Here is a 20257-nt window from a genome sequence, read left to right as displayed (position 1 = left end):
ATTGAAAATAAATTATTGATAACCCTATTCTAGGATAATATTTTTTAGAATAAGATGAATTCGCGTACGTCATAGAGCTAAATCAATATAAATTGCGAGTATCAGAGTCATCACAGACAGTTCAATTCAAGGCGTATCATTGCAGGAATGTAGGCACCTTTCAAAATGATACAACACAGAAGTGAGCTGTCTGTGAGGCTCCTGAAAGGCTGGGCTAAAAGCCATTTATTCTGCGTTAATTTGGCTTGGCATAGAACCACTATGCCTGCGCTAACTTGCCTTGCCTAAATGGCTTTTATCTCCAGCTGATTATCGCTATTTATATTGATTTAGCTCTAGCTAGCTTCGGCTATGATAAAGAAAAATAGGGTATAGAAAGTAATTAAATATCCATATTCGGTTTAATTAATAACTAAAAACTGGCATTCGCTCCAACTCTTTCTAGACTTAAAGAAGTAGATTCTTTTCCAATCTTCTTGGAGTGATTGCCATGATAAGTCTTAAACGTGTGGCAGGGAGCGCTATATTAATTAGTTTTTGTGTCGGTTTGACCGCTGCTTTTATTTCAATAGAAGCCACTAACCCCAAAATAATATCGTCACTTGCACCTATGCAAGACAGTTATTTAATTCACCCTAATGATCATATTGCAAACACCCCTAGGCCCATAGACAATTATCCATATCCAATAAAAATGGATGATATAGGCCCAATTACACCACTTTTTTCAGGCAGCTTACAATATCCGTTTATATGTATGACTGAAGACTCAGGATTTGGCCAGCCCATAGTCGATAACCAAAATGGTTGGGGAATGCCAGTCTTTCGCGAAGGTAGCGATAGAGAAAAACGCGGCAATATCATTGGCTATAGCAAAGATTGCTCTATTCAAACTGGCTTGCAGTACCATATCATAAAAGAGAACAATCAGATTGAACTCTACACCGATCAAATAATTGGTGAAAAAGATCAATTAATTAGAACTGAATACGGTGTCATTCATAGGTATATTTATTTAATAAGTATGCCTATCACACCTTCAGAAATAGGCAGCAGGCTAGCTAAATCACAATGGAATAATAAACTAATTTACCAATTTACTGGTGGCGCAGGCATAGGTTTTAGACAAGGTTCAATGAAGCCGGAAAAATTAATTGAACGCAGAGTAGAACAACTAAAATCTGGCTATGCAGTTGTCACATCAGGTGCCAATAGGACTAGTTACACCTACAATATGTTGCTGTCTGAAGATACAGCTAGAAGACTAAAAAAGCACTTTATCAGCTTATATCAAGAGCCTAGCTATACTGTCGGTGTCGGTGGCTCTGGTGGCGGCTTGGCTCAATATATTATGGCACAAAATGCGCCGGGGCTAATTGATGGAGCTATCCCGCTGTATTCTTACCCTGATATGGTTTCTCAAACCCTTTACGCTCTAGATTGCGACTTACTGAATAGCTACTACAGCTTTAATAGTAACGATCAGGAATACTGGCAAAATTGGGATAATAGAGTACATGTAGATGGCCTCAATGCTAAAAATGCAGAACCGCATAAAGGTGCCTTTTTTCAACCTATTAACCAAATTTTAAAAGCCCAAGCACCGAGTTATCCAAAAGGAAATAGTGAGTGCATTAATGGTTGGTTTGGCCTATATGCCTTCATTCATAACCCTAGGCAAGGATGGCTAAGAAATTATGTAACCAATGAACTTAAGCAACATGTCCACTGGAGCCATTGGCAAGATTTAGTTAATGTTTATGGAAAAGATGAACACGGATTTGCTCGAGATGTATGGGGGAATGAAGGTGTTCAATATGGTTTACAAGCCCTAAAAAATGAACAAATCACCATAGAACAATTTATAGATTTAAATAAAAAAGTTGGAGGTTGGCGAGAGAACCATGAATTTGAAAAAGAAAAAATAACCACTATACCTTTCAGCAACATAAAAATATGGCTATCTCTATGGGGTAATCATAACTCCACGACAAATTCAGCCCAAAGCCATAATGGGATCGCTCCAAGAAAGCCGACAGATAAACTTGCTGTCGAAAAAGCTTATCGCTATGGTCAAGTTTTTCTAGGTAAAAGCGATATACCGATTTTAGATGTGAGGCATTACTTAGAAGATAACCTAGATATGCATCATGTATCAGCCTCTTTCAGTGCAAGGTTGAGAATTAAAGATTTCAACGGCGATTATGATAATCAGGTTATTTGGGTTGCAGATGAAAACTACTCTCCTGTTGTGCAAGCTTTTGAAACTATGGATACTTGGTTGTTAAATATCAAAGCAGGTAAAAATATTACGCAAGCTAAGCCGATTGCCGCAACAGATAAATGCTTTGATGCGAAAGGTAATACCATAGCTCAAGGTTCGACAGTATGGGATGGTGATTGGAATCAACAACCCAATGGTCAATGTAGCAGTCAGTTTAAAATCTACTCCAATAGCCGAATTCAAGCTGGAGGACCATGGTCTGGTGCTGTGTTTGAATGTGCCAAGGTTAGTGTAGAGTCAGCTATAAAATCGGGGATCTATGGTAAAGTAAACATAAGTCAGTATAAAACAGAACTTGATAAAATATTTCCGAAAGGGGTTTGTGATTATACTAAAGGTGATGCTGCTATGCCTAAAAATTTATTATCAAAACTCTGATAGGTTAGTGCGCTTGTTGCTAAAACAGGCGCTAAATCCTGTATTTTCGAGGTTAAATTAGAGATTACAAGCCGATTTATATACGCTGCTTTTTACTTAATCAAAATAATGCTGAATATTTGATGAAGCTTGCACTTGGTTTAAGTTCTCACAATAAAGAGTTGGAACCTTAGACAATTTACCAAATGCGTCCTTCAAAATGCTTAATTTCATCCCATCTTGAGCAACCACAACTCTATCGGCTAAATTATTTTGCCCTGCCCATTCAGAGAATTGCGCTATCAAAGGAAAACTTTCGGGAGTAGCTAACTCCCACTCGAAAAAGTCTATAACTATCAACCAAGGAGATTTGCTCAGAGGTTGAGCTGCTTGTTTGACTTCTCGGTAAAAAGTTTTAGTCAATTCAAAGTCCCAAGCACCCCAAACCTTAACTTCGATCCGTTTACTAGCAACCTCGATTTTATAGCCAGCTTTCATCCTAAAACCTTAAAAATACCATTCAGCAGACAGCTGAATAAAATCATCATTAATCAATTGATAACTTATGTCTCGAGTATCATCTGCGGTAAATAAAAACATGTCTAATGCAACTTTTGTCGATTCGCCAATGCGAGTACTTGCTTCAACAAATAAAGAGCGGCTACCAGAGAAATCTAAATCTTGTGTTATTCCAGCTAAAATTTCTGAAGAGTCTATATCATTCATCACAAACCGAGCTGCAATCGCAATGTCATTTTGGCCAGCGACTAAATGTTTAGTCCCTCTTTCATCCCACTGGTACTCAACAACTAAACCTATATCTTGAGCTGAATCTGCAATTCCAATAAAGGTATATTCAAAGCCAGCAACGGCGGCATTGTAGTCAGTAATTAAATCGCCAGTTCGATTAATTGCCTCTAACTTCCAGAGCCAAGATTCATCTATGTATTGTAAAACGGCTCCAATTTGTTCAATTTGCACATAATAAGGCGTTAGCTCTGTATTCGTTTGATTAGGAATAAACTCGGGATCTCTAGATGTCCCTTTAAACCAACTTAATGCGAGATCTAAGTCATCATAAGTTTGGCTCCACTTAGCCGCAAAATCGATATGCTTATCTTCGTCCGATGATTGGTATAAAGGTTTATCATTATTAATCGCAAACCCACCACGTAACCGTCCATTTACACCTGGGAAAGATCTTTCTCTAAAGCCGGGTAAAACAAACAAGTCCAATACCCCCCAGTCTTTGATAAAAGAAAATTGCACCATTGGCTGGCCTAATTTCTCTTCTCCATCAAAAGACTCAACAGAATCCGTTTGATTAACAATATCAACTAAATGAGATGTTTCTGTGACGCCCCAAAAGACTTTATTGATACCCGCTCTAAACTCCCAGTCGTTTCCGACATGTAACCAATAAAGCTCCCTGATATCGAAATGAGTTCTTTCATCGTCTTCACTGTCATAACGATAGAAAGGTTTAAAAGTAAATGCGTTGTTTCTATCATCGGTTTCCCAATAAAGCTCAGGTTCGATATAAATTGAAGTTTGTTTGTCTATTTGGCGAATATCTTGGCTAGCAGAACCAAAATAACGACCATCCGCGCCAATATAGCCACTAAAGTCGAGTTCACCCGCCCAGCTATGAGATGCGACAAGTAAACTAGTTAAAAGTGCAAATTGAGAGTTTTTCAAAACCTTATCCTTTGACTAAATGGTACTTGAATTTACCTACCCATAATAAGCAAATTCAAGTACCAATCATATTGATTGGTACTAAAGCGAACTACCTTAAACGTTTTAAGCTATTTTTGTTAAAGTCGTTGTCAGATAAACCCACTCTAAATTCAACTGACTCAGTAATTAAGTCGGTACTCTTGTTAGTTTGATGATTTACCATACTCATAGTATTTGCCCGCCAATATTTATTAAGGTATTGGCGATAGTTAAGAAAACTTAAGGTTTTCATCAAAGATTTTTTTCTGTCATAAAAGTCGATTTTTTGAACTCTATATTCAGACTGATCAATCCATATAATTTGTTTACTGTAACCGGAGAATTTATCTGTCGGTATAGTTTCAATTACCCAAGAGTTTTCGCCATGAACAACCTCTTCACGCAAAAGCTTATATGTGTATTTTTCCACTTCAAATGATGCTAAATCTTCATAAGAAAACTCACTTCCCATAAAAGGACCAGATTTATTTCTTGAAGAAATACGCTTAACACGCTTTAAAGCGGGTAAATACAGCCATTGGTCATCAGCTTCATGTATATGCGAAAAATTCAAAAATGCTGTGCCTTTCACATCTCTTGGTTCATCAAAAATGGTCAAGCCTTTATCACCATCCCCCTGAACTTCAAGCGCTTTCAAACGCATTTTTCGTATGCTTTCTTCACCTTCAGCATTTCTCAACACCATTTTAGTTGCGCTTTCTGTATCCCCCCAGCCTTTATCTCTGAGCTTTCGTTCTTTAGCTATCGCTAAACCTTTCTCTTCAGGAGTCTGTGCAATTGCAATCGAGCTAATTGCGAGACTAGTACAAAGGAGGCCTAAATTAAGCCACTGTAGAGGCTTGATTTGCTTCAACATATTCTGATTCTCCATCAATTTTATAAACTTTTTTATCTACTAATAATAAGAATGCCGGCAAAAATAGGAAGTCGACAGCGAGCGCAAGTAAGATAATGGTAGCAGTTAAGAGTCCCATATCTCCATTTAATGAGAAAGATGATTGAGCCAAGACCATAAAGCCAGTAAATAAGACTAAAGTTGTAATCCATAATGCTTTGCCCACACTAGCAAATGCATATCGGACAGCATCTTCAGCATTTTTTCCTAACACTCGTGCCCTTTTATATTTACTTAAAAAATGAACTGTATCATCTACTACTATACCTAAACACATACTCGTTACGATAGACAGACCTAAATTAATACTACCTGAGTATAATGCCCATAAACCAAAGCCCATTGCTGCAGGAGCTAAATTTGGTAATAAGCTTATAATGCCTAACTTTAAAGATCTCAAAGCAAAAATAAGCAATCCAGATATCAAGACAATTGCTAATGAGCTACCAGTCAACATACTTTGCATATTGCGCTCACCAATATGGGCAAACATTAATGAAGGGCTTGCCGCTGTTACTTTTGTATTAGGCGATCTATCTGCAAACCAGTTTTGTACATCTCTTTCCATCGCAACAATTTCACCTGAACCAATATTATCAAGCGTAACTGTAATCCTTAAGCTGGATTTATCTAGGTTGATTTGATTGTTTAAATCTAAACCATAAGGCAGAGACATTTCATACATGAGTAAAAATTGAGCCGCTAAATCTTGTTGCTCTGGTAACTTGTACTCCTCAGGATCATCGCCATTCATATTCTTATTCAAGCGTTTAAAGGTATCGCTTAAACTTATAACATGGTCCACTTCGTCTTTGGCTCTTAACCAATCAGTAAACTCACTAACCACAGCCAAGAATTCAGGGTTATTAATGCCACTCGCTTCTTGAGTATCTAAGGCAAAATCTATCATGGTGACACCAAGTAAATGTTCATCCATAAAATCAGAGTCATACCTAAACTGTATATCTTCAGCAAAGTATTCAGTCGGAACATCATTCACTTTATTTAAAGGAACTAGCGCAGCAACACAAATAATCACTAAAGTGCTAGCAGGTAAAACTAGCTTTCTATTCTTAATAAGCCACTCGGCAAATTGTTCCATTTTGCCAAAATTAGAGTCATCTCTTTTTTTAACTTTAATTGGAAGTAATTTAAGAAAAGCAGGCAAAATAGTAATCGCGAGCACAAAAGCCAGCATGACACCGAAGGCGACTAAATTACCTAAGTCTCTAAGTGGTGGTACATCAGAGAAGTTAAAAGTTAAGAAGCCAATCGCTGTAGTTGCACTTGTAATTAGAACTGGCGAGAAGTTAATTTCTAAAGCTTGTTCAATGGCTTGATCGTTAGACATACCTTGTCTGAGGTTGTAATAATATGAAGATATAATATGCACACAGTCAGCTACAGCTAACGTCATGACTATAGTTGGCACTGATATAGTAGCGGTAGACAAATACATACCTAACCAACCAGAAAAGCCCATAGTTGCAGAGATAGAAGTAACAATAATAATCAGGGTGGCAACTGTCGCCAAAACCGACCTGAGTAATATACTCAACATAATTAAGACGGCTAAAAACATAGCTGGAATCAAACTAGCCATGTCACCTTGAGATTCTTCAACAAAGCTATTATTCATCATAATAACTCCTGTTAAATAGAAATTAACCTCAGGGTATTCGGCTTGATACTTACTCACAATTTCTCTAACAAAAGCAGCTATCTCTACAACATCTTGTGTTTGGTCTAACTTATCCGGCAATTGCACCGTAATGTTAACCATAGACACGTGACCGGAAGGGGATATGGTTCGATTAACTAATAATGGCTCCGCAAGAGAGACTCGCTTGGTTTTTTCAATCATTTCGTCCGTAATTTCAACATCCGAAAATTCAGAAACTAAATAGTCAACGATTAAGTCATCCTCTTCGGCTTCTGTATGTTGATAGTTAGTTAAAGAGTCCACTCTTAAAGAAAAAGGCGTTTGCCAAGCATCTTCAGTAATTTTAGCAATCAATTCTAATGTTTCTTTGTTAAACACCGAACCGCTCTTTGGTTCGACAACGATTGAAACATTATCATTTTTGCTAAAAGTTTTTTGCATAGATTCAAATGCTTGCAATTGAGGGTTATCGTCCCCAAAAAAGATTTTATAATCTCCTCTAAAGTAGAGATTTTTTCCGCCATAGCTCAAGGCTACGACAGCTAAAATACCAACAAGCAACACTAACCACGGCTTAGCCACAATTAAGTGTAAGAAACGGTTTTTCATTTCATCTTCCTTCTCAACTGAAATATTGTTATGTCCAAACTAACCTTTACTCACTAACTCTATATACTCAGAAAAATATAACTCTAAATTTCGCCAAGTAGTTTGATAATCAAAGTTAGTTGATAAAGGTTGCCAATTCATACCATCAAATAATAAATTTATGTTAGTTAGTAATACATTATGGTTGCTTATTCTAGATACGCCATGACACTCACCCGCATTATTTAATAATAAATTGGTACCAAATGAAAAAGACCAACTAGCAAAAGACACCTGCTCAATTGATAATGAGTTGGCTAGCGCTAAGCTTTTATCGGCAATGCCTTGACGAAATATAGTGTCACAGATCTGTGCTATTTCTTGTTCTTTTTGAAAAAACAAAGCTAATCGCTCTGCAGATGCTTTTTCTACCACTGCCGGACTTTTAGTTGATAGCACACAAGAGAACAAAGCAGGTTCCAATCGCCCAAATAATTGATAAGCAAAATGCAATGCCAATGCTTTTTCTCGGCTACAACCATCATAATTTAAAGCCTTGTTCATCAATTCGAGATTAAGACTAATAGAATGAATCCCCAAAGCGACAAGTAAGTCCTCTTTACTGGAAAAATGTTTGTAGATAGTTCCCTTAGAAAATACAGAAGCGTCAACCAGCTTATCCATAGTTAAATTAGCAAACCCATGTAAATCGACTAATTCATGAGCTGTATGAATGAGCTCTTTTTCTCGCTCTTGCCATTTAGTTTCTTTCTTGGATAAGTCAGTTGCTACAGCAACCGATTCGTTCTTTTTCTGCTTTAGATTTTTTAGCCAGAGTCCCAAAATCGAGTCCTTATAAAATAAACAAACCGTCATTTTTATACTAAACGTCATTTTAGGCAGTTTTTTCACCAAAAAACAGTTAATTTTTAGATTAAGTAAAAAAATATTCGCAAAAAAAGTTATAAAAAGTTGGCGTTTCTATAATTCGACTCTTAAGCTTTTATTTATAGAGGGAATTGATAACTATAATTAGCAGCTTAGGATAAAGGATTTATGACATTAGCCACTGTATATAGCCGAGCTCGTATTGCGATAGATGCGCCACTCGTCATAGTTGAAACTCACATATCTAACGGCTTACCCAGCTTTAATATTGTTGGTCTACCAGAAGCATCCGTTAAAGAATCCAGAGATAGAGTCCGCAGTGCAATTATTAATAGCCACTTTGAATTTCCAGATAAAAAAATAACTGTCAACCTAGCACCAGCCGATCTTCCCAAAGAAGGAGGTAGATTCGATCTTCCTATCGCGATTGGTATTTTAGCTGCAAGCGGTCAAATCCCTTTAGAGCAACTTTCAGGTTTTGAATTTGCTGGTGAATTGGCGTTATCAGGTGAGCTAAGAACGATTATAGGTGAAATTCCTTTGACCATTGCCTGTAAGGCACAAGACAGAAGCTGCATATTACCAACAGAAAACGCTAATATAGCAAGCCATATCAATGCGGCTAAAGTAATTGGAGCAGATAATTTATTAAATGTGTATCACCATTTAACCGGACAAAAATCGCTACCATTCGCAACCGCCGAACCTTTAACTGAACATTATGACCAATATCCCGATATGTCTGATGTGGTTGGTCAACCTCACGCCAAACAAGCTTTAGAAATTGTCGCAGCTGGAGGACATCATTTATTAATGTTAGGCCCACCAGGAACTGGAAAAACCATGTTGGCAGAAAGGCTACCAAGTATTTTACCGCAAATGGATGAGGCTGAATCGTTAGAAACTGCAGCGGTACACTCTATCTCAGGTAGAAATTCGAGCATTCAAAACTGGTCGCAAAGACCATTCAGGTCCCCTCACCATACCTGCTCAGCAGTCGCACTAGTTGGTGGTTCAAGTAACCCTAAGCCGGGTGAAATATCTCTTGCCCACAATGGTGTGTTATTTTTAGATGAACTGCCAGAATTTGACAGAAAAGTATTAGAAGTTTTAAGAGAGCCACTTGAATCTGGGAAAGTGACCATAAGTCGGGCTGCCAGGCAGGTAGACTTTCCCGCTCAGTTTCAACTGGTAGCCGCACTTAACCCGTCACCTTGCGGCCATTATAACGATGAGCAAATGCGTTCAACACCAGATCAAATGCTAAGGTATTTGAGCAAACTTTCTGGTCCATTTCTAGACAGAATCGATATCCAAATTGAGGTAGCGAGATTACCGAAAGGTAGTTTACAATCTCAAGCAAAATCTGAATCTAGCCTAGAGATTAGGAATAGAGTCATAGAAGCAAGAAATATCCAATTACAGCGCCAAGGAAAGCTTAATCATAAACTCAGTAATTCTGAGCTAAAACAATATTGTCACCTAACGAATCAAGATGCCGATTTTTTAGAAACTGCAATTGATAAACTAGGTTTATCAATAAGGGCTTATCACAGGATCTTAAAAGTATCCCGCACGATAGCGGATTTAAAACACGCCAGTCAAATAGATAGAAGTCATTTAGCACAAGCACTTAGCTACAGAGCTATGGATAGACTGTTACTGAGTTTAAAACGATAAAATTTGATTAAACACAGCTATTCACAAATTTAGCTATGGTAAAATATCAACATCATATTTTTAAGCTGGTTGAATTATGTCTAACAAAATTTATGACTTTGTCATTATAGGTGCAGGTATGGTCGGTGCTTGCGCCGCTGCAGCACTGTCAGATCCAGAATTAAATGGGTTATTAATCGACAAATCTCAACCTGACTTTTCGTCACTTGATAAAGATGAACCTGAATTAAGGGTTTCCTCTATCAGCAAAGGCTCTATAAAATGGCTAACTGAACAAAACATCTGGCAAGCTTTATCTACAGATAGGATTAACTACTACGACAAACTAAGTGTCGATGAAAAATCAGCTAGCCAGTGTGTTTTTGACGCTGACGTTATAAAAAGTGATTACCTAGGCTGTTTCGTGGAGAATAGCCAGCTACAGCAAGCTGCACTAACTCAAAATACCCTGCCTTTTATAATCGCTGATATTTGTAGCATAGAATTTAATCAAAATTTATGGGAAATTCGCTTTGCAAACGATAGCCAAGTTAAAACCAAACTAATTATTGCAACAGATGGCGCAAACTCAAAAACACGCACATTATTGAAATTTGCCAAACATGGCTGGCAATACCCACAAAGCTGTTATAGCGCAACGGTAAAAATGTCAGATCAGGAATCTAATTTTAACCATACTTGGCAGTCATTTTCTAACAACCAAGCCATAGCTTACCTTCCTTTACAAAATCAATATGCCAGTTTAATTTTGTATAAAGAAAAACGACAGCTAGAAACATTGAACCAACTGACATTGCTCCAGCAAGAGTCCGAATTAAAAACGTTATTTTCTCACCGCATTGCTGACTTTAAATTAATAAAATCAGGACATTTTCCGCTGACCAAGATGAGCATAATGCAACCTGTTGATCGTGGCGTTATCTTACTTGGTGATGCTGCCCATACGATCCACCCACTCGCTGGGCAAGGTGTTAACTTGGGCATTAGAGATTTAGCTGCTTGTGTAGACTTAATAAAAAGCCACAAGGAAAATCTAAGTCAATTACAAACTAATACCAACTGGATGAGTTATTGCAGGAAACGAAATTTAGATGTTCAATCAATGAGCGCTATGATGGATTTAACTTATTTTAGTTTCAATACAAATCAACCTGCTATAAAGTGGTTAAGAAATAAAACATTAGATCTGGTAAACCATACTAAACTAATAAAAAAATTAATTTTATCTGCTGCATCTGGAGAGTTCTAAAAGTGTTTAAAGGTATTATTAGCGTCCTATCCTTCTTATTCTGTATTGTGAGTATACCCGCTTATGCTGATTACTCACATCCGGACACAGCTAAACTAATCGCGGAATGCAAAACTTCAACTCAAACAGAAACTCAGTATTCTATTTGTTTAGATGAAACCATGAAGCGCGTCGAACGAGATTTAAAAGCTTGGATATACCAAACCCAAGAAAAATTAGAGTTAATAGCGGAAAAAACAGGCAATGAATCCGGTTTGTATGAATATAAAAAGGCAAATAGCTTCTACCAAAAATTTATTGAGTCTCAGTGCAGAAGTGTATTTTTTGAAAATCAAACTAAAGGCGATGCCGCAAATCAATTCCGTATTTGCAAAATAGATAAGACTTTAGAAAGAATTAAACAACTTAAAACAGAAAAATCTTAATCCGAGCTCATCCAGCCTGATATGCGTATTTACTTATACCCAATTGCTTTAATCGGTTTTGTGATTTTTTGGGGATTAGCCAGTAAACCTCTACCAGTTCAAACCTTATTTAACGACTACTGGCCCTCTGCTTTAACTATGATTTTTGGCTCTTTTGTTGCTGGTGTCACTCCCTTAGGGGGCGGCGCTGTTGCTTTTCCAGTATTCACTAAAGTTCTGGATATCAATGCCTTAGATTCAAAATATTTTAGTTTATTAATTCAGTCCGTTGGTATGAGTTTCGCTAGCTTGTTCTTAATTAGCCGTCGAGCTGTTATTTTATGGCGCCCACTAGTTTATTGCTTACCCCTATCCTGTGTTGTTATCCCTGCCACTTTATATTCAGGGCTTCATAATAATGACTGGATTAAATTTGCATTTAGTGAATTTATTCTATTAACCGCTTGTGTTATTTGGTTGTGCCAGCATTCAGTCCAGCAAAAAAAACACCCTCTAGAAAACAAGGTGCCACTTTTAATATTGAGCTCTGTAATAGGTAGTTTTTTGTCTGCCAGCATAGGTTCTGGCTCTGATGTCGTCATGTTTTTTATGCTGGTATTCATCCTAAAATACCCACTTAAGCAAGCGATCCCGACCACTGTGTTATTGATGGCATTTAATGCATTAAATGCATCTGCTTGGTTACTCTACCTTAAACCAGTACAACTTTCTGAGTTTGTGATTAATAGTTGGTGGGCTGCCGCACTTGTGGTTGCTATAGGTGCTCCGTTTGGCGCTTGGATTTTACTAATCATTAGAGAAAGCATTTTAAGAAAATTAATTTATATAATTATTATTTTCGAGTTATCCACGACTGTGTTTATCGCCAAATTGCCACTCGCTTTCAATTTAACTCTAATCATCTCTAGCCTATTAGTTTTAGCCACAATTTTCATTAATTTGCATCAGCAAAATAAACGCAGACATCATAAAAAATTATAAATAACCTGAACTTAGTTAAGGCGCAACATAAACCAATTTTTTATTTTCAGGATCGGCAGCCGAAAGACCATGTTTATTCAATAAGTGATAATAAATATTTGCAAGCCAGCGCCAAGTTCCATCTTCAATTAAGATAGCCTTAAACAGCAAATCTGCTTGATTTCTATAGGGAATTAAAGATAAATAATTTTGGCGAATAAGTTGGTACAAGGCATCGTGAACCAGTGAAGCCCGCAAATTTTTATTGGTATCAACTACAGTACCAGATACACCATCCCAAGCATATCCAGCATTTAGGGTAAGGAGTCCAGTTAAGTCAAGTGAGATAAACTCAGACTGAATAGCACTATCCGGTTTAATCTCTGTTTGTAGCCTGAATGTTTGCGCTAATTGATATTTATAGCCTCTTCGATATTGTATTTGCATTTCCATGCTATCGTACCCTTTGTTGCTTTAGCCTAGGTCCCCGTGCATACACTGCAGCATACTCAAGGCACTAAGCGCAGCGGTTTCAGTTCGTAAAACTCTTGGCCCCATTAACACATCGGTAAAGCCACTTTCTCTAGCCTGAGTAATCTCTAACTCAGATAATCCACCTTCAGGCCCAATTAGCAATTGCGCATTTTGATTATCTATCTTTAATTGCTTAAACCCAATCTCAGCTTTGGGATGTAAGTTAATGCGAGTACCTTGGTACTCTTGAGTTAACCATGCCTCTAACGACATAATAGGATTTACCTTGGGGACAAAACTGCGTCCACTTTGCTCACAAGCAGAATGGACAATCTTTTGCCATTGCTCTAGTTTTTTATCAAATCTTTCTTGATTTAACTTAACACCACAACGCTCACTAATTAATGGTGTTATTTCGGTAACACCAAGCTCAACTGATTTTTGAATCGTAAAATCCATTCTGTCGCCACGAGAAATAACTTGGCCGAGATGGATCGCAAGCTTAGATTCTGAATCATTAAGCTGTTTATCTAACACTTTAAGCTCAACCGCTTTCCTAGATACTTTTAAAATCTCTGTTTGATAATTAAAGCCGTCACCATTAAAAACCACCACGGGGTGCTCTTCTTGTAGCCTTAAAACCCTTGATAAATGGTTGCTTGCATCGGCATCAAGTACAATAGGGGTAGCAACCTCTATTGCTTCAGAATAATAAATTCTAGGTATTCTCATAAATTCAACTATAGTAAGCTATTTAGACTAGACAAATGTGCTAGCAATATATTTAGCTTTAGTTTAACAAAAACAATTATATATAGATAAATAATTGCACTAAAAAGATTTAGATAATAGAATATTTTTAGACGATAAATTAATCAATTTAAATTAAAACTTAATTCAAAATGGACTTGAAGAGTATGGATTCACTCTTAAAAAACATAGTAAATTCAATCGATGACCTCGTATTTGTTAAAAACCAAAAGTTTGAATACATTGCTTGCAATCAAGCTTTCTGCGAGTTTGTTGGACTTGAACAAAACCAAATAATTGGCCGGACTGATCAAGATATTTTCCAAGATAAAAAAATTTCAGACTGGTTCCGGCAATGGGACGATAAACTCTTTAATGATGGAAAAACTCAAAGAGTTGAGGAATGGTGCCAATATCCGAACGGCAAAGAAGTTTTATTTGATACAATAAAATATCCCTACCGAAACAAAGCCAATGAGGTCGTCGCTTTAGTTGGAATAAGTAGGGATATCACCGAAAATAAGCAAGCTCAAGAGCAAATCAAGCAATTAAATACAGAGTTAGAACACCTATCAACTCACGATTGCCTAACACATATAAAAAACCGCAGATATTTTGATAACAGCTTTCACTACAACCTTGAGATAGCTCAAAGAAGTAAGCAACAAATCGCACTAGTGGTAATTGATGTTGATTATTTTAAACCATTCAACGACCAATACGGCCATGTTGCCGGAGATGAATGCCTAGCTAAAGTCGCGGAAGCACTCAGTAAAATAGTGCAGCGAAAATCTGATTTAGTTGCTCGGTATGGTGGAGATGAATTTATTCTACTATTACAAGATATTGATGACGCTAGGTTAGAGGTTTTACTCAATAATTGCTTACATGAAGTCGAGTCATTAGCCATTCCACACAATTACTCTCTGGTAAGCGAGCATGTCAGTATTACGATGGGCGCTTATTTAGGGACACCTGAAATAAATCAAACGCCAAAAGATATCCTCAAAATCGCAGATGCAGCTTTGTATCAAGCTAAAAACGAGGGCAGAAATACTTTCACGATCAACAAACCTGAAAGCAAAGTCATTCATGCGCGATTTAGATAAGCTTCGCAGAGGTTTAGATAGCCTCGACTATCTAAACCTTAAAACAAAATTAATCAAATACCACTGTTTTATTACCAATAATGGTAACTCTGTCTTCGATATGATTTCTTAAGCCTCTGGCAAGTGCCGACTTTTCACAGTCTTTACCCTTTCGTACCATATCTTCAACTGTATCTCTGTGGCTAATTCTGACAATTTCTTGATCTATGATAGGTCCAGCATCAAGCTCAGCAGTAACATAATGACATGTAGCCCCTATCAATTTAACGCCTCTTTGATGCGCTTGATGATATGGTTTAGCCCCAGCAAATGAAGGTAAGAAACTATGATGGATATTAATCACTCTGCCTGCAAATTCTTGACATAATTCATCTGGAAATATCTGCATAAAGCGAGCAAGCACTATAGTATCAGCGCTATATTGATGAACTAACTCTTTAATTTCATCGAATGCGACTTGCTTATTTTCTTTATCAAAAATCACATGATGGTAAGGAATACCATGCCACTGAACCATTTGACGTAAATGGTCATGGTTAGCAATAACAGCAACTATATTGCAGTCTAACTCCCCACTATGCCATCTGTGTAGCAAGTCAGCCAAACAATGAGACTCTCGGCTTGCTAGCAAAACGACATTCTGTTTTGTACTCGAATCCACTACCCGCCAATTCATATTAAATTGTTCAGCTAAAACAGCAAAAGCCGTTTTAAACTCGTCTAAACTTAAAGAAATTGAATCTGCTTGAATTTCGTGACGCATAAAAAACCATTTGGCATCTCTATCCGTGTGGTGATTTGCTTCAACAATAGAAGCATTTTTTTCTGCCAAGAACTGACTAACCGCAGCAACAATCCCAACTTGGTCAGGGCAGTCTATCATTAATCGATAACTTTTCATGGGTGCTATTCAACCTAGTATTTATGCTTAGCGTTACGCTGATTTTGGAGCAATATTTAAAATCAATATAAAAAAGCCAAGCATTTAGGCTTGGCTTCTTATGTTCCATTTTTTAAGAATTTATCTTATGCAAACACTTCTTGTAGTGGTGGAACCACTTGCTTTTTACGGCTTAAGACACCGTCTAACCATACTTTATTATCAGCAGATTTATCAAAGGCTTTTTCTATTACAGCAACATCATCACTTGCAATCAGAAGTTCTGAACCTTCTTTCATAATATCCGTTAACAATAGCAAGACACTGTGTCGCTTGCCTTCTTCTTTTAATTTGATCAAATCAGCTTCTAACTCTGCTTTAATTTCATCAAATACTGATAAGTCGATCACTTCTAATTGGCCAATACCAACTAAGTTGCCGTTCATATTAAAATCTTTGAAATCGCGCATAACCAAGTCACGAACTGGCGTGCCTTCAACTGCTGATTTTACTCTAAACATCTCCATACCAAGTTCTTTTGGATCAGAGATACCAGCGATTTCAGCTAGCGCTTCAACGCATTTAATATCAGCTGTGGTGCAAGTTGGTGATTTAAAAATAACTGTATCACTTAAGATTGCACACATCATGATACCTGCAATATTTTTAGGGATTTCAACGCCGTAAAAATCGTACATCATCTTGATAACTGTATTACTGCAGCCGACTGGACGGATCCAGCATTCTAGTGGCGTTGATGTCGTTAAATCACCTAATTTATGATGATCAACAATACCGACAATAGTCGCTTGTTCTATATCATCTGGTGCTTGAGTTAATTCAGAATGATCAACAATATAAACCTCTTCTCCTGCGTAGCTTTCTTTATACTCAGGCGCTTCAAAACCAAATTTATCTAAGATAAATTGAGTTTCAGGCGAAGGGTCGCCTAATCGAGTCGCAATTGCTGGTTCACCAATCTCATTTTTTAAATGTGCAAGTGCAATCGCACCGCAAATAGAATCTGAATCAGGGATCTTATGACCCACTACATATATAGGCATTTTATTCGCTCTTTATTAAAATCATTGAATACTAATTGGATCTTATCAAATAAATCCTGATTTAGTGAAGAGATGATTTAGCACTATTGCTGCATATTAGCGAATTAATAAACGAAAAGTTAAAGAATACGAAGAAACTGTATAGCTAGCTTGAAATAATAAGCCTAACACCGGATTGAATGTTTCAGAATTTAGCTTTATAGCCGATACTTAAATAATGGAACACTAACAGAATGATTATCATGCGCAGTTTAATTTTTTTAATAATAGCTTGTGTACTCACACTTCCTAAGCTGTCTTATGCAGATGAAAGAGGGTACGCAATTGCTTGGATGCAAAAATCGGCAGAGTATAAAGCGGTTTTATCTCAAACATTCAAAGCTGCTTCAAGTCAGCTTCAAGAAGCTATATTTGATAATCAATGGACAGCTGCAATTGAGCAATTTAATCAAAATGGTATTGCTCAGTTGCCAAACGCAATCATTTTAGACTTAGATGACAGCTTAATTAGCACCATGTTATACCATGGCGAACTGCATCAAGATGGTGAAGCACACAACTTAAAAGATTGGCATAAGTGGGTATTAAATGGCAAAGCACCAATTGTACCTTACGTAAAAACCTTAATCGAAAAAGCTTCCAGCTTAGGTGTAACTGTGCTTTTAATTTCGGACAGGATTTGTTATCCAACTCCCAGAGACCCTTGCCCGATTAAAACTCAAACCTTAAAAATGCTAAAAAGACTATCGCTCGTATTTCCGAAAGACCATATGTTTTTTAGAGGCGAATATTCTGATTGGAATGCAGATCAATCAACTCGCAGAAGTTTTATTGCACAAAGGTATCGAATTTTGATGATCATTGGCGATGATTTAAACCAAATGATTCCAAAATCTATCGTAACACCACATTTAGGTAGAGAAAAATTTGTTAACCAATACAATGATATGTGGGGTAGCCGATGGTTTATGCTGCCAAATCCAGTTTATGGCAGCTGGCGTGATACCCTGCCAAAAGACATCAATAAAGCCATTAGTGGATACCACAATGTGTTTAAAGGTTTTTAACTTGTTAACCTTCAATAACTTAACTAAAGTATTAGTACATAAATAGAAAGGTAAATATTAATGATAGAAAACTCGCCCGCAAAATCATCTTTATCTTTAGCAATGAAGATATACCTAATACCATTGATAGGGGCTATTGGTTTTTTAATTTATGTCTTATTAACCTATGGAAAAGCCTCAAGTAATGTCAGCATTTTAGAAGAAGTGAGAGATGTTCACTTTCCCAGCCTGCAACTGACTAAAGATAACTTGTTTCGTTTAGAAAAAATTAAAGACAAGCTAAGCAGTGCCGTCACCACAGGTGATGAAGATACCATCTTATCAGCTGATAAATCTGCGGAAGAGTTTAAACAATCTATCAGTAAACTAGGTACATTTAACAATGCATTTAGAGCCGATGCGACGGCATTTACAAAAAACTTTGATGCTTACTACACAGGCGCTCGGACAATCAGCTATGAAATGGTTAATAACACAGCGGATTTCTCAACACTTGCTCAAAGAGCTGAAAAAGTAAATAAAATCTATGATGAGCTTGCAGCATCTATGCAAAACTTTGAATCAAAACGTGAAGAAAACTTTAGACTCGCAATTGATGATTCAAGTAACACAGCTTCAGCTCTTATCACTATTGGTATATTTATGTTTGTTGTTGTAACAGTATTACTTGCAGTGCCGTCGATCTTAATTTCAAACAGTATTAAGAAGAATCTAACTAAAGTAATTAATAGCTTAAGAAATATTGCAGAAGAAAATGGCGATTTAACCGTTAGAATTAAAGTAAAGCGAAATGATGAAATTGGTCAGCTGGTTTTTTGGTTTAACTCTTTTATGGATCAACTCCAAGATGTTATTCGTAAAGTAGTAAATACCTCATTACCATTAGCTGAATTAGCTAATCAACTCCAATCCTTAGCCGATCAAACTAATGATACAGTACTCAAACAAAAACAGAGTGCATCAGAGACCAAGCATTCTGTAGAAGATATGCAAATATCTGTTAAAGATGTCGCCGAAAGTGCAGCCAATGCAGCTGACTCAACCAACCAAGCGACTCAAGCGGCAACTAAAGGTAAAGAAGTCGTCGATTTAACCGTGCGAAAAATTCAACAAATGTCAGATAATTCCACTCAAACTGCGAGCGTAATTGAACAATTAAAACAAGATTGTGAGCAAGTAGGCGTTGTACTAGATGTTATTCGTTCTATTGCAGAACAAACAAACTTACTTGCGCTAAATGCGGCTATCGAAGCAGCTAGAGCCGGGGAACAAGGTCGAGGCTTTGCCGTAGTAGCAGATGAAGTAAGAACCCTCGCTTCTCGCACGCAAGAGTCGACGAAACAAATCAATGAAACTATTGAACAATTACATAATGCGTCTAACTCTGCTGTACAAGCCATGGCTATTGGTACAGAGACTGCCCAAGAGTGTGTTGATACTGCCAACCAAGCGGGAGAAAGCCTGTTTTCAATTAACCAAACAATCCACCAAATAAGCGAGATGAACAGTCATATAGCAGAAACGACAGAACAACAATCTGTCCTCGCTGATAAGATAGTTCATCACACCGACGACATATATCAGAAAACCTCAGAAACAGAGCAAAGCTCAGCTTCGTTAGCACAAGTTAGTAACGAATTAGCAGATTTAGCAGCGCAACTTAAAGCAACATCTGGTATGTTTAAGGTATAATTAAAATACTTATAAACGAGTTTATTTTACTAGATGAAAAAATATATATTTGCCCTCAGCATGGCATTTGCCTGTGTGTTTTCTGCACAGGCAAGCTTAGTTTTTGAAAATGCTGTAGTAAGAACAACCCCACCAGGTCAAGCTAACACCGCGGCTTACATGACGATAAAAAACACGTCAAACAAAGACATTCACCTAACAAAAGTAAGCAGTGACGAAAGTATTAAAACTGAATTTCATACTCACAACTGGGAAAATGGAATGGCTAAGATGCAAAAATTAGCTAGCTTAACCATACCTGCCAATCAAAGTGTAGAGTTAAAAAGTGGTGGCATGCACCTAATGCTTTTTAAATTAAACCCAGGCTGGCAAAAAGAGCATTGTGTTATATTTATGCTGCATGACAAAGATAATAATGCTTATAAAGTCATGGCTGAGATTAAAGATATAACGTCATCTAAGCATAGTGACCACAGTCACCACTAAGGATAT

Annotated in this window: 18 protein-coding genes; 9 read left to right on the top strand and 9 right to left on the bottom strand. The window is 37.1% G+C overall.

What is annotated here, in order from left to right; translation table 11 throughout:
- Positions 1-490: 490 nt before the first annotated feature.
- The gene (locus XM47_RS05080; RefSeq protein ID WP_053084514.1) at positions 491-2662 is read left to right on the top strand and encodes a DUF6351 family protein; all 2172 of its coding nucleotides are present in this window, start codon (positions 491-493) and stop codon (positions 2660-2662) included.
- Positions 2663-2758: 96 nt separating this feature from the next.
- On the opposite strand, the gene XM47_RS05075 is transcribed toward XM47_RS05080, so the two are convergent.
- The 5 genes from XM47_RS05075 to XM47_RS05055 all read right to left on the bottom strand — a co-directional run bounded on the left by XM47_RS05075 (position 2759) and on the right by XM47_RS05055 (position 8370).
- Positions 2759-3139 carry a hypothetical protein gene (locus tag XM47_RS05075; protein ID WP_048690419.1) on the bottom strand — a complete coding sequence of 127 codons (381 nt, stop codon included), beginning with the start codon at positions 3137-3139 and terminating at the stop codon, positions 2759-2761.
- A gap of 9 nt (positions 3140-3148) precedes the next feature.
- Positions 3149-4339, bottom strand: coding sequence for a hypothetical protein (locus tag XM47_RS05070; RefSeq protein WP_048690417.1), 1191 nt, complete (start codon positions 4337-4339; stop codon positions 3149-3151).
- A gap of 91 nt (positions 4340-4430) precedes the next feature.
- On the bottom strand, positions 4431-5237 hold the full coding sequence (locus tag XM47_RS05065; RefSeq protein WP_149865453.1) for an outer membrane lipoprotein-sorting protein: 807 nt from the start codon (positions 5235-5237) through the stop codon (positions 4431-4433).
- A complete protein-coding gene (locus XM47_RS05060) occupies positions 5203-7548 on the bottom strand; it encodes an efflux RND transporter permease subunit (RefSeq protein WP_048690415.1) in 2346 nt (781 codons plus the stop codon). Before XM47_RS05060 ends, XM47_RS05065 begins: the two co-directional genes overlap by 35 nt.
- 39 nt (positions 7549-7587) lie before the next feature.
- Complete coding sequence (locus XM47_RS05055; RefSeq protein WP_077066486.1) at positions 7588-8370, bottom strand: TetR/AcrR family transcriptional regulator; 783 nt, start codon at positions 8368-8370, stop codon at positions 7588-7590.
- Positions 8371-8583: 213 nt separating this feature from the next.
- Between XM47_RS05055 and XM47_RS05050 the strand changes: the two genes are divergently transcribed.
- The 4 genes from XM47_RS05050 to XM47_RS05035 all read left to right on the top strand — a co-directional run bounded on the left by XM47_RS05050 (position 8584) and on the right by XM47_RS05035 (position 12750).
- Positions 8584-10095, top strand: coding sequence for a YifB family Mg chelatase-like AAA ATPase (locus XM47_RS05050; RefSeq protein WP_048690412.1), 1512 nt, complete (start codon positions 8584-8586; stop codon positions 10093-10095).
- 76 nt (positions 10096-10171) lie between these two features.
- Positions 10172-11344, top strand: a complete 1173-nt coding sequence (locus tag XM47_RS05045; RefSeq protein WP_048690411.1) for an FAD-dependent monooxygenase — start codon at positions 10172-10174, stop codon at positions 11342-11344.
- Positions 11345-11346: 2 nt separating this feature from the next.
- The gene (locus tag XM47_RS05040; RefSeq protein WP_048690410.1) at positions 11347-11769 is read left to right on the top strand and encodes a lysozyme inhibitor LprI family protein; all 423 of its coding nucleotides are present in this window, start codon (positions 11347-11349) and stop codon (positions 11767-11769) included.
- A 21-nt stretch (positions 11770-11790) separates the two neighbouring features.
- The gene (locus tag XM47_RS05035) at positions 11791-12750 is read left to right on the top strand and encodes a sulfite exporter TauE/SafE family protein (RefSeq protein ID WP_048690408.1); all 960 of its coding nucleotides are present in this window, start codon (positions 11791-11793) and stop codon (positions 12748-12750) included.
- A 15-nt stretch (positions 12751-12765) separates the two neighbouring features.
- Here XM47_RS05035 and XM47_RS05030 read toward each other — a convergent pair whose 3' ends face one another.
- Positions 12766-13182 carry a hypothetical protein gene (locus XM47_RS05030; RefSeq protein WP_048690406.1) on the bottom strand — a complete coding sequence of 139 codons (417 nt, stop codon included), beginning with the start codon at positions 13180-13182 and terminating at the stop codon, positions 12766-12768.
- A gap of 21 nt (positions 13183-13203) precedes the next feature.
- Positions 13204-13935, bottom strand: a complete 732-nt coding sequence (gene rsmE, locus XM47_RS05025; protein ID WP_048690404.1) for a 16S rRNA (uracil(1498)-N(3))-methyltransferase — start codon at positions 13933-13935, stop codon at positions 13204-13206.
- A 185-nt stretch (positions 13936-14120) separates the two neighbouring features.
- On the opposite strand from rsmE, the gene XM47_RS05020 reads away from it, so the two are divergent.
- Positions 14121-15062 carry a sensor domain-containing diguanylate cyclase gene (locus XM47_RS05020; RefSeq protein ID WP_048690402.1) on the top strand — a complete coding sequence of 314 codons (942 nt, stop codon included), beginning with the start codon at positions 14121-14123 and terminating at the stop codon, positions 15060-15062.
- A 49-nt stretch (positions 15063-15111) separates the two neighbouring features.
- Here the strand turns inward: XM47_RS05020 and purU are convergent, their stop codons facing one another.
- Both purU and XM47_RS05010 read right to left on the bottom strand, forming a co-directional pair.
- Complete coding sequence (gene purU / locus XM47_RS05015; protein ID WP_048690400.1) at positions 15112-15963, bottom strand: formyltetrahydrofolate deformylase; 852 nt, start codon at positions 15961-15963, stop codon at positions 15112-15114.
- A gap of 125 nt (positions 15964-16088) precedes the next feature.
- Entirely contained in the window at positions 16089-17006 is a 918-nt protein-coding gene (locus XM47_RS05010; RefSeq protein WP_048690398.1) for a manganese-dependent inorganic pyrophosphatase, read from the bottom strand.
- Positions 17007-17248: 242 nt separating this feature from the next.
- Between XM47_RS05010 and XM47_RS05005 the strand changes: the two genes are divergently transcribed.
- The 3 genes from XM47_RS05005 to XM47_RS04995 are packed head-to-tail and all read left to right on the top strand — an operon-like array spanning position 17249 to position 20251.
- Positions 17249-18073 (top strand): HAD family acid phosphatase, encoded by an 825-nt coding sequence (locus XM47_RS05005; RefSeq protein WP_172656504.1) that lies wholly within the window; start codon positions 17249-17251, stop codon positions 18071-18073.
- A 60-nt stretch (positions 18074-18133) separates the two neighbouring features.
- The gene (locus XM47_RS05000) at positions 18134-19765 is read left to right on the top strand and encodes a methyl-accepting chemotaxis protein (protein ID WP_048690395.1); all 1632 of its coding nucleotides are present in this window, start codon (positions 18134-18136) and stop codon (positions 19763-19765) included.
- A 33-nt stretch (positions 19766-19798) separates the two neighbouring features.
- Complete coding sequence (locus XM47_RS04995; RefSeq protein ID WP_077066479.1) at positions 19799-20251, top strand: copper chaperone PCu(A)C; 453 nt, start codon at positions 19799-19801, stop codon at positions 20249-20251.
- The last annotated feature ends 6 nt before the right edge of the window (positions 20252-20257 follow it).

This window comes from Catenovulum maritimum (assembly GCF_001050375.1).
Classification (GTDB): domain Bacteria; phylum Pseudomonadota; class Gammaproteobacteria; order Enterobacterales; family Alteromonadaceae; genus Catenovulum; species Catenovulum maritimum.
This window is presented reverse-complemented; position numbering and strand designations above follow the sequence as displayed.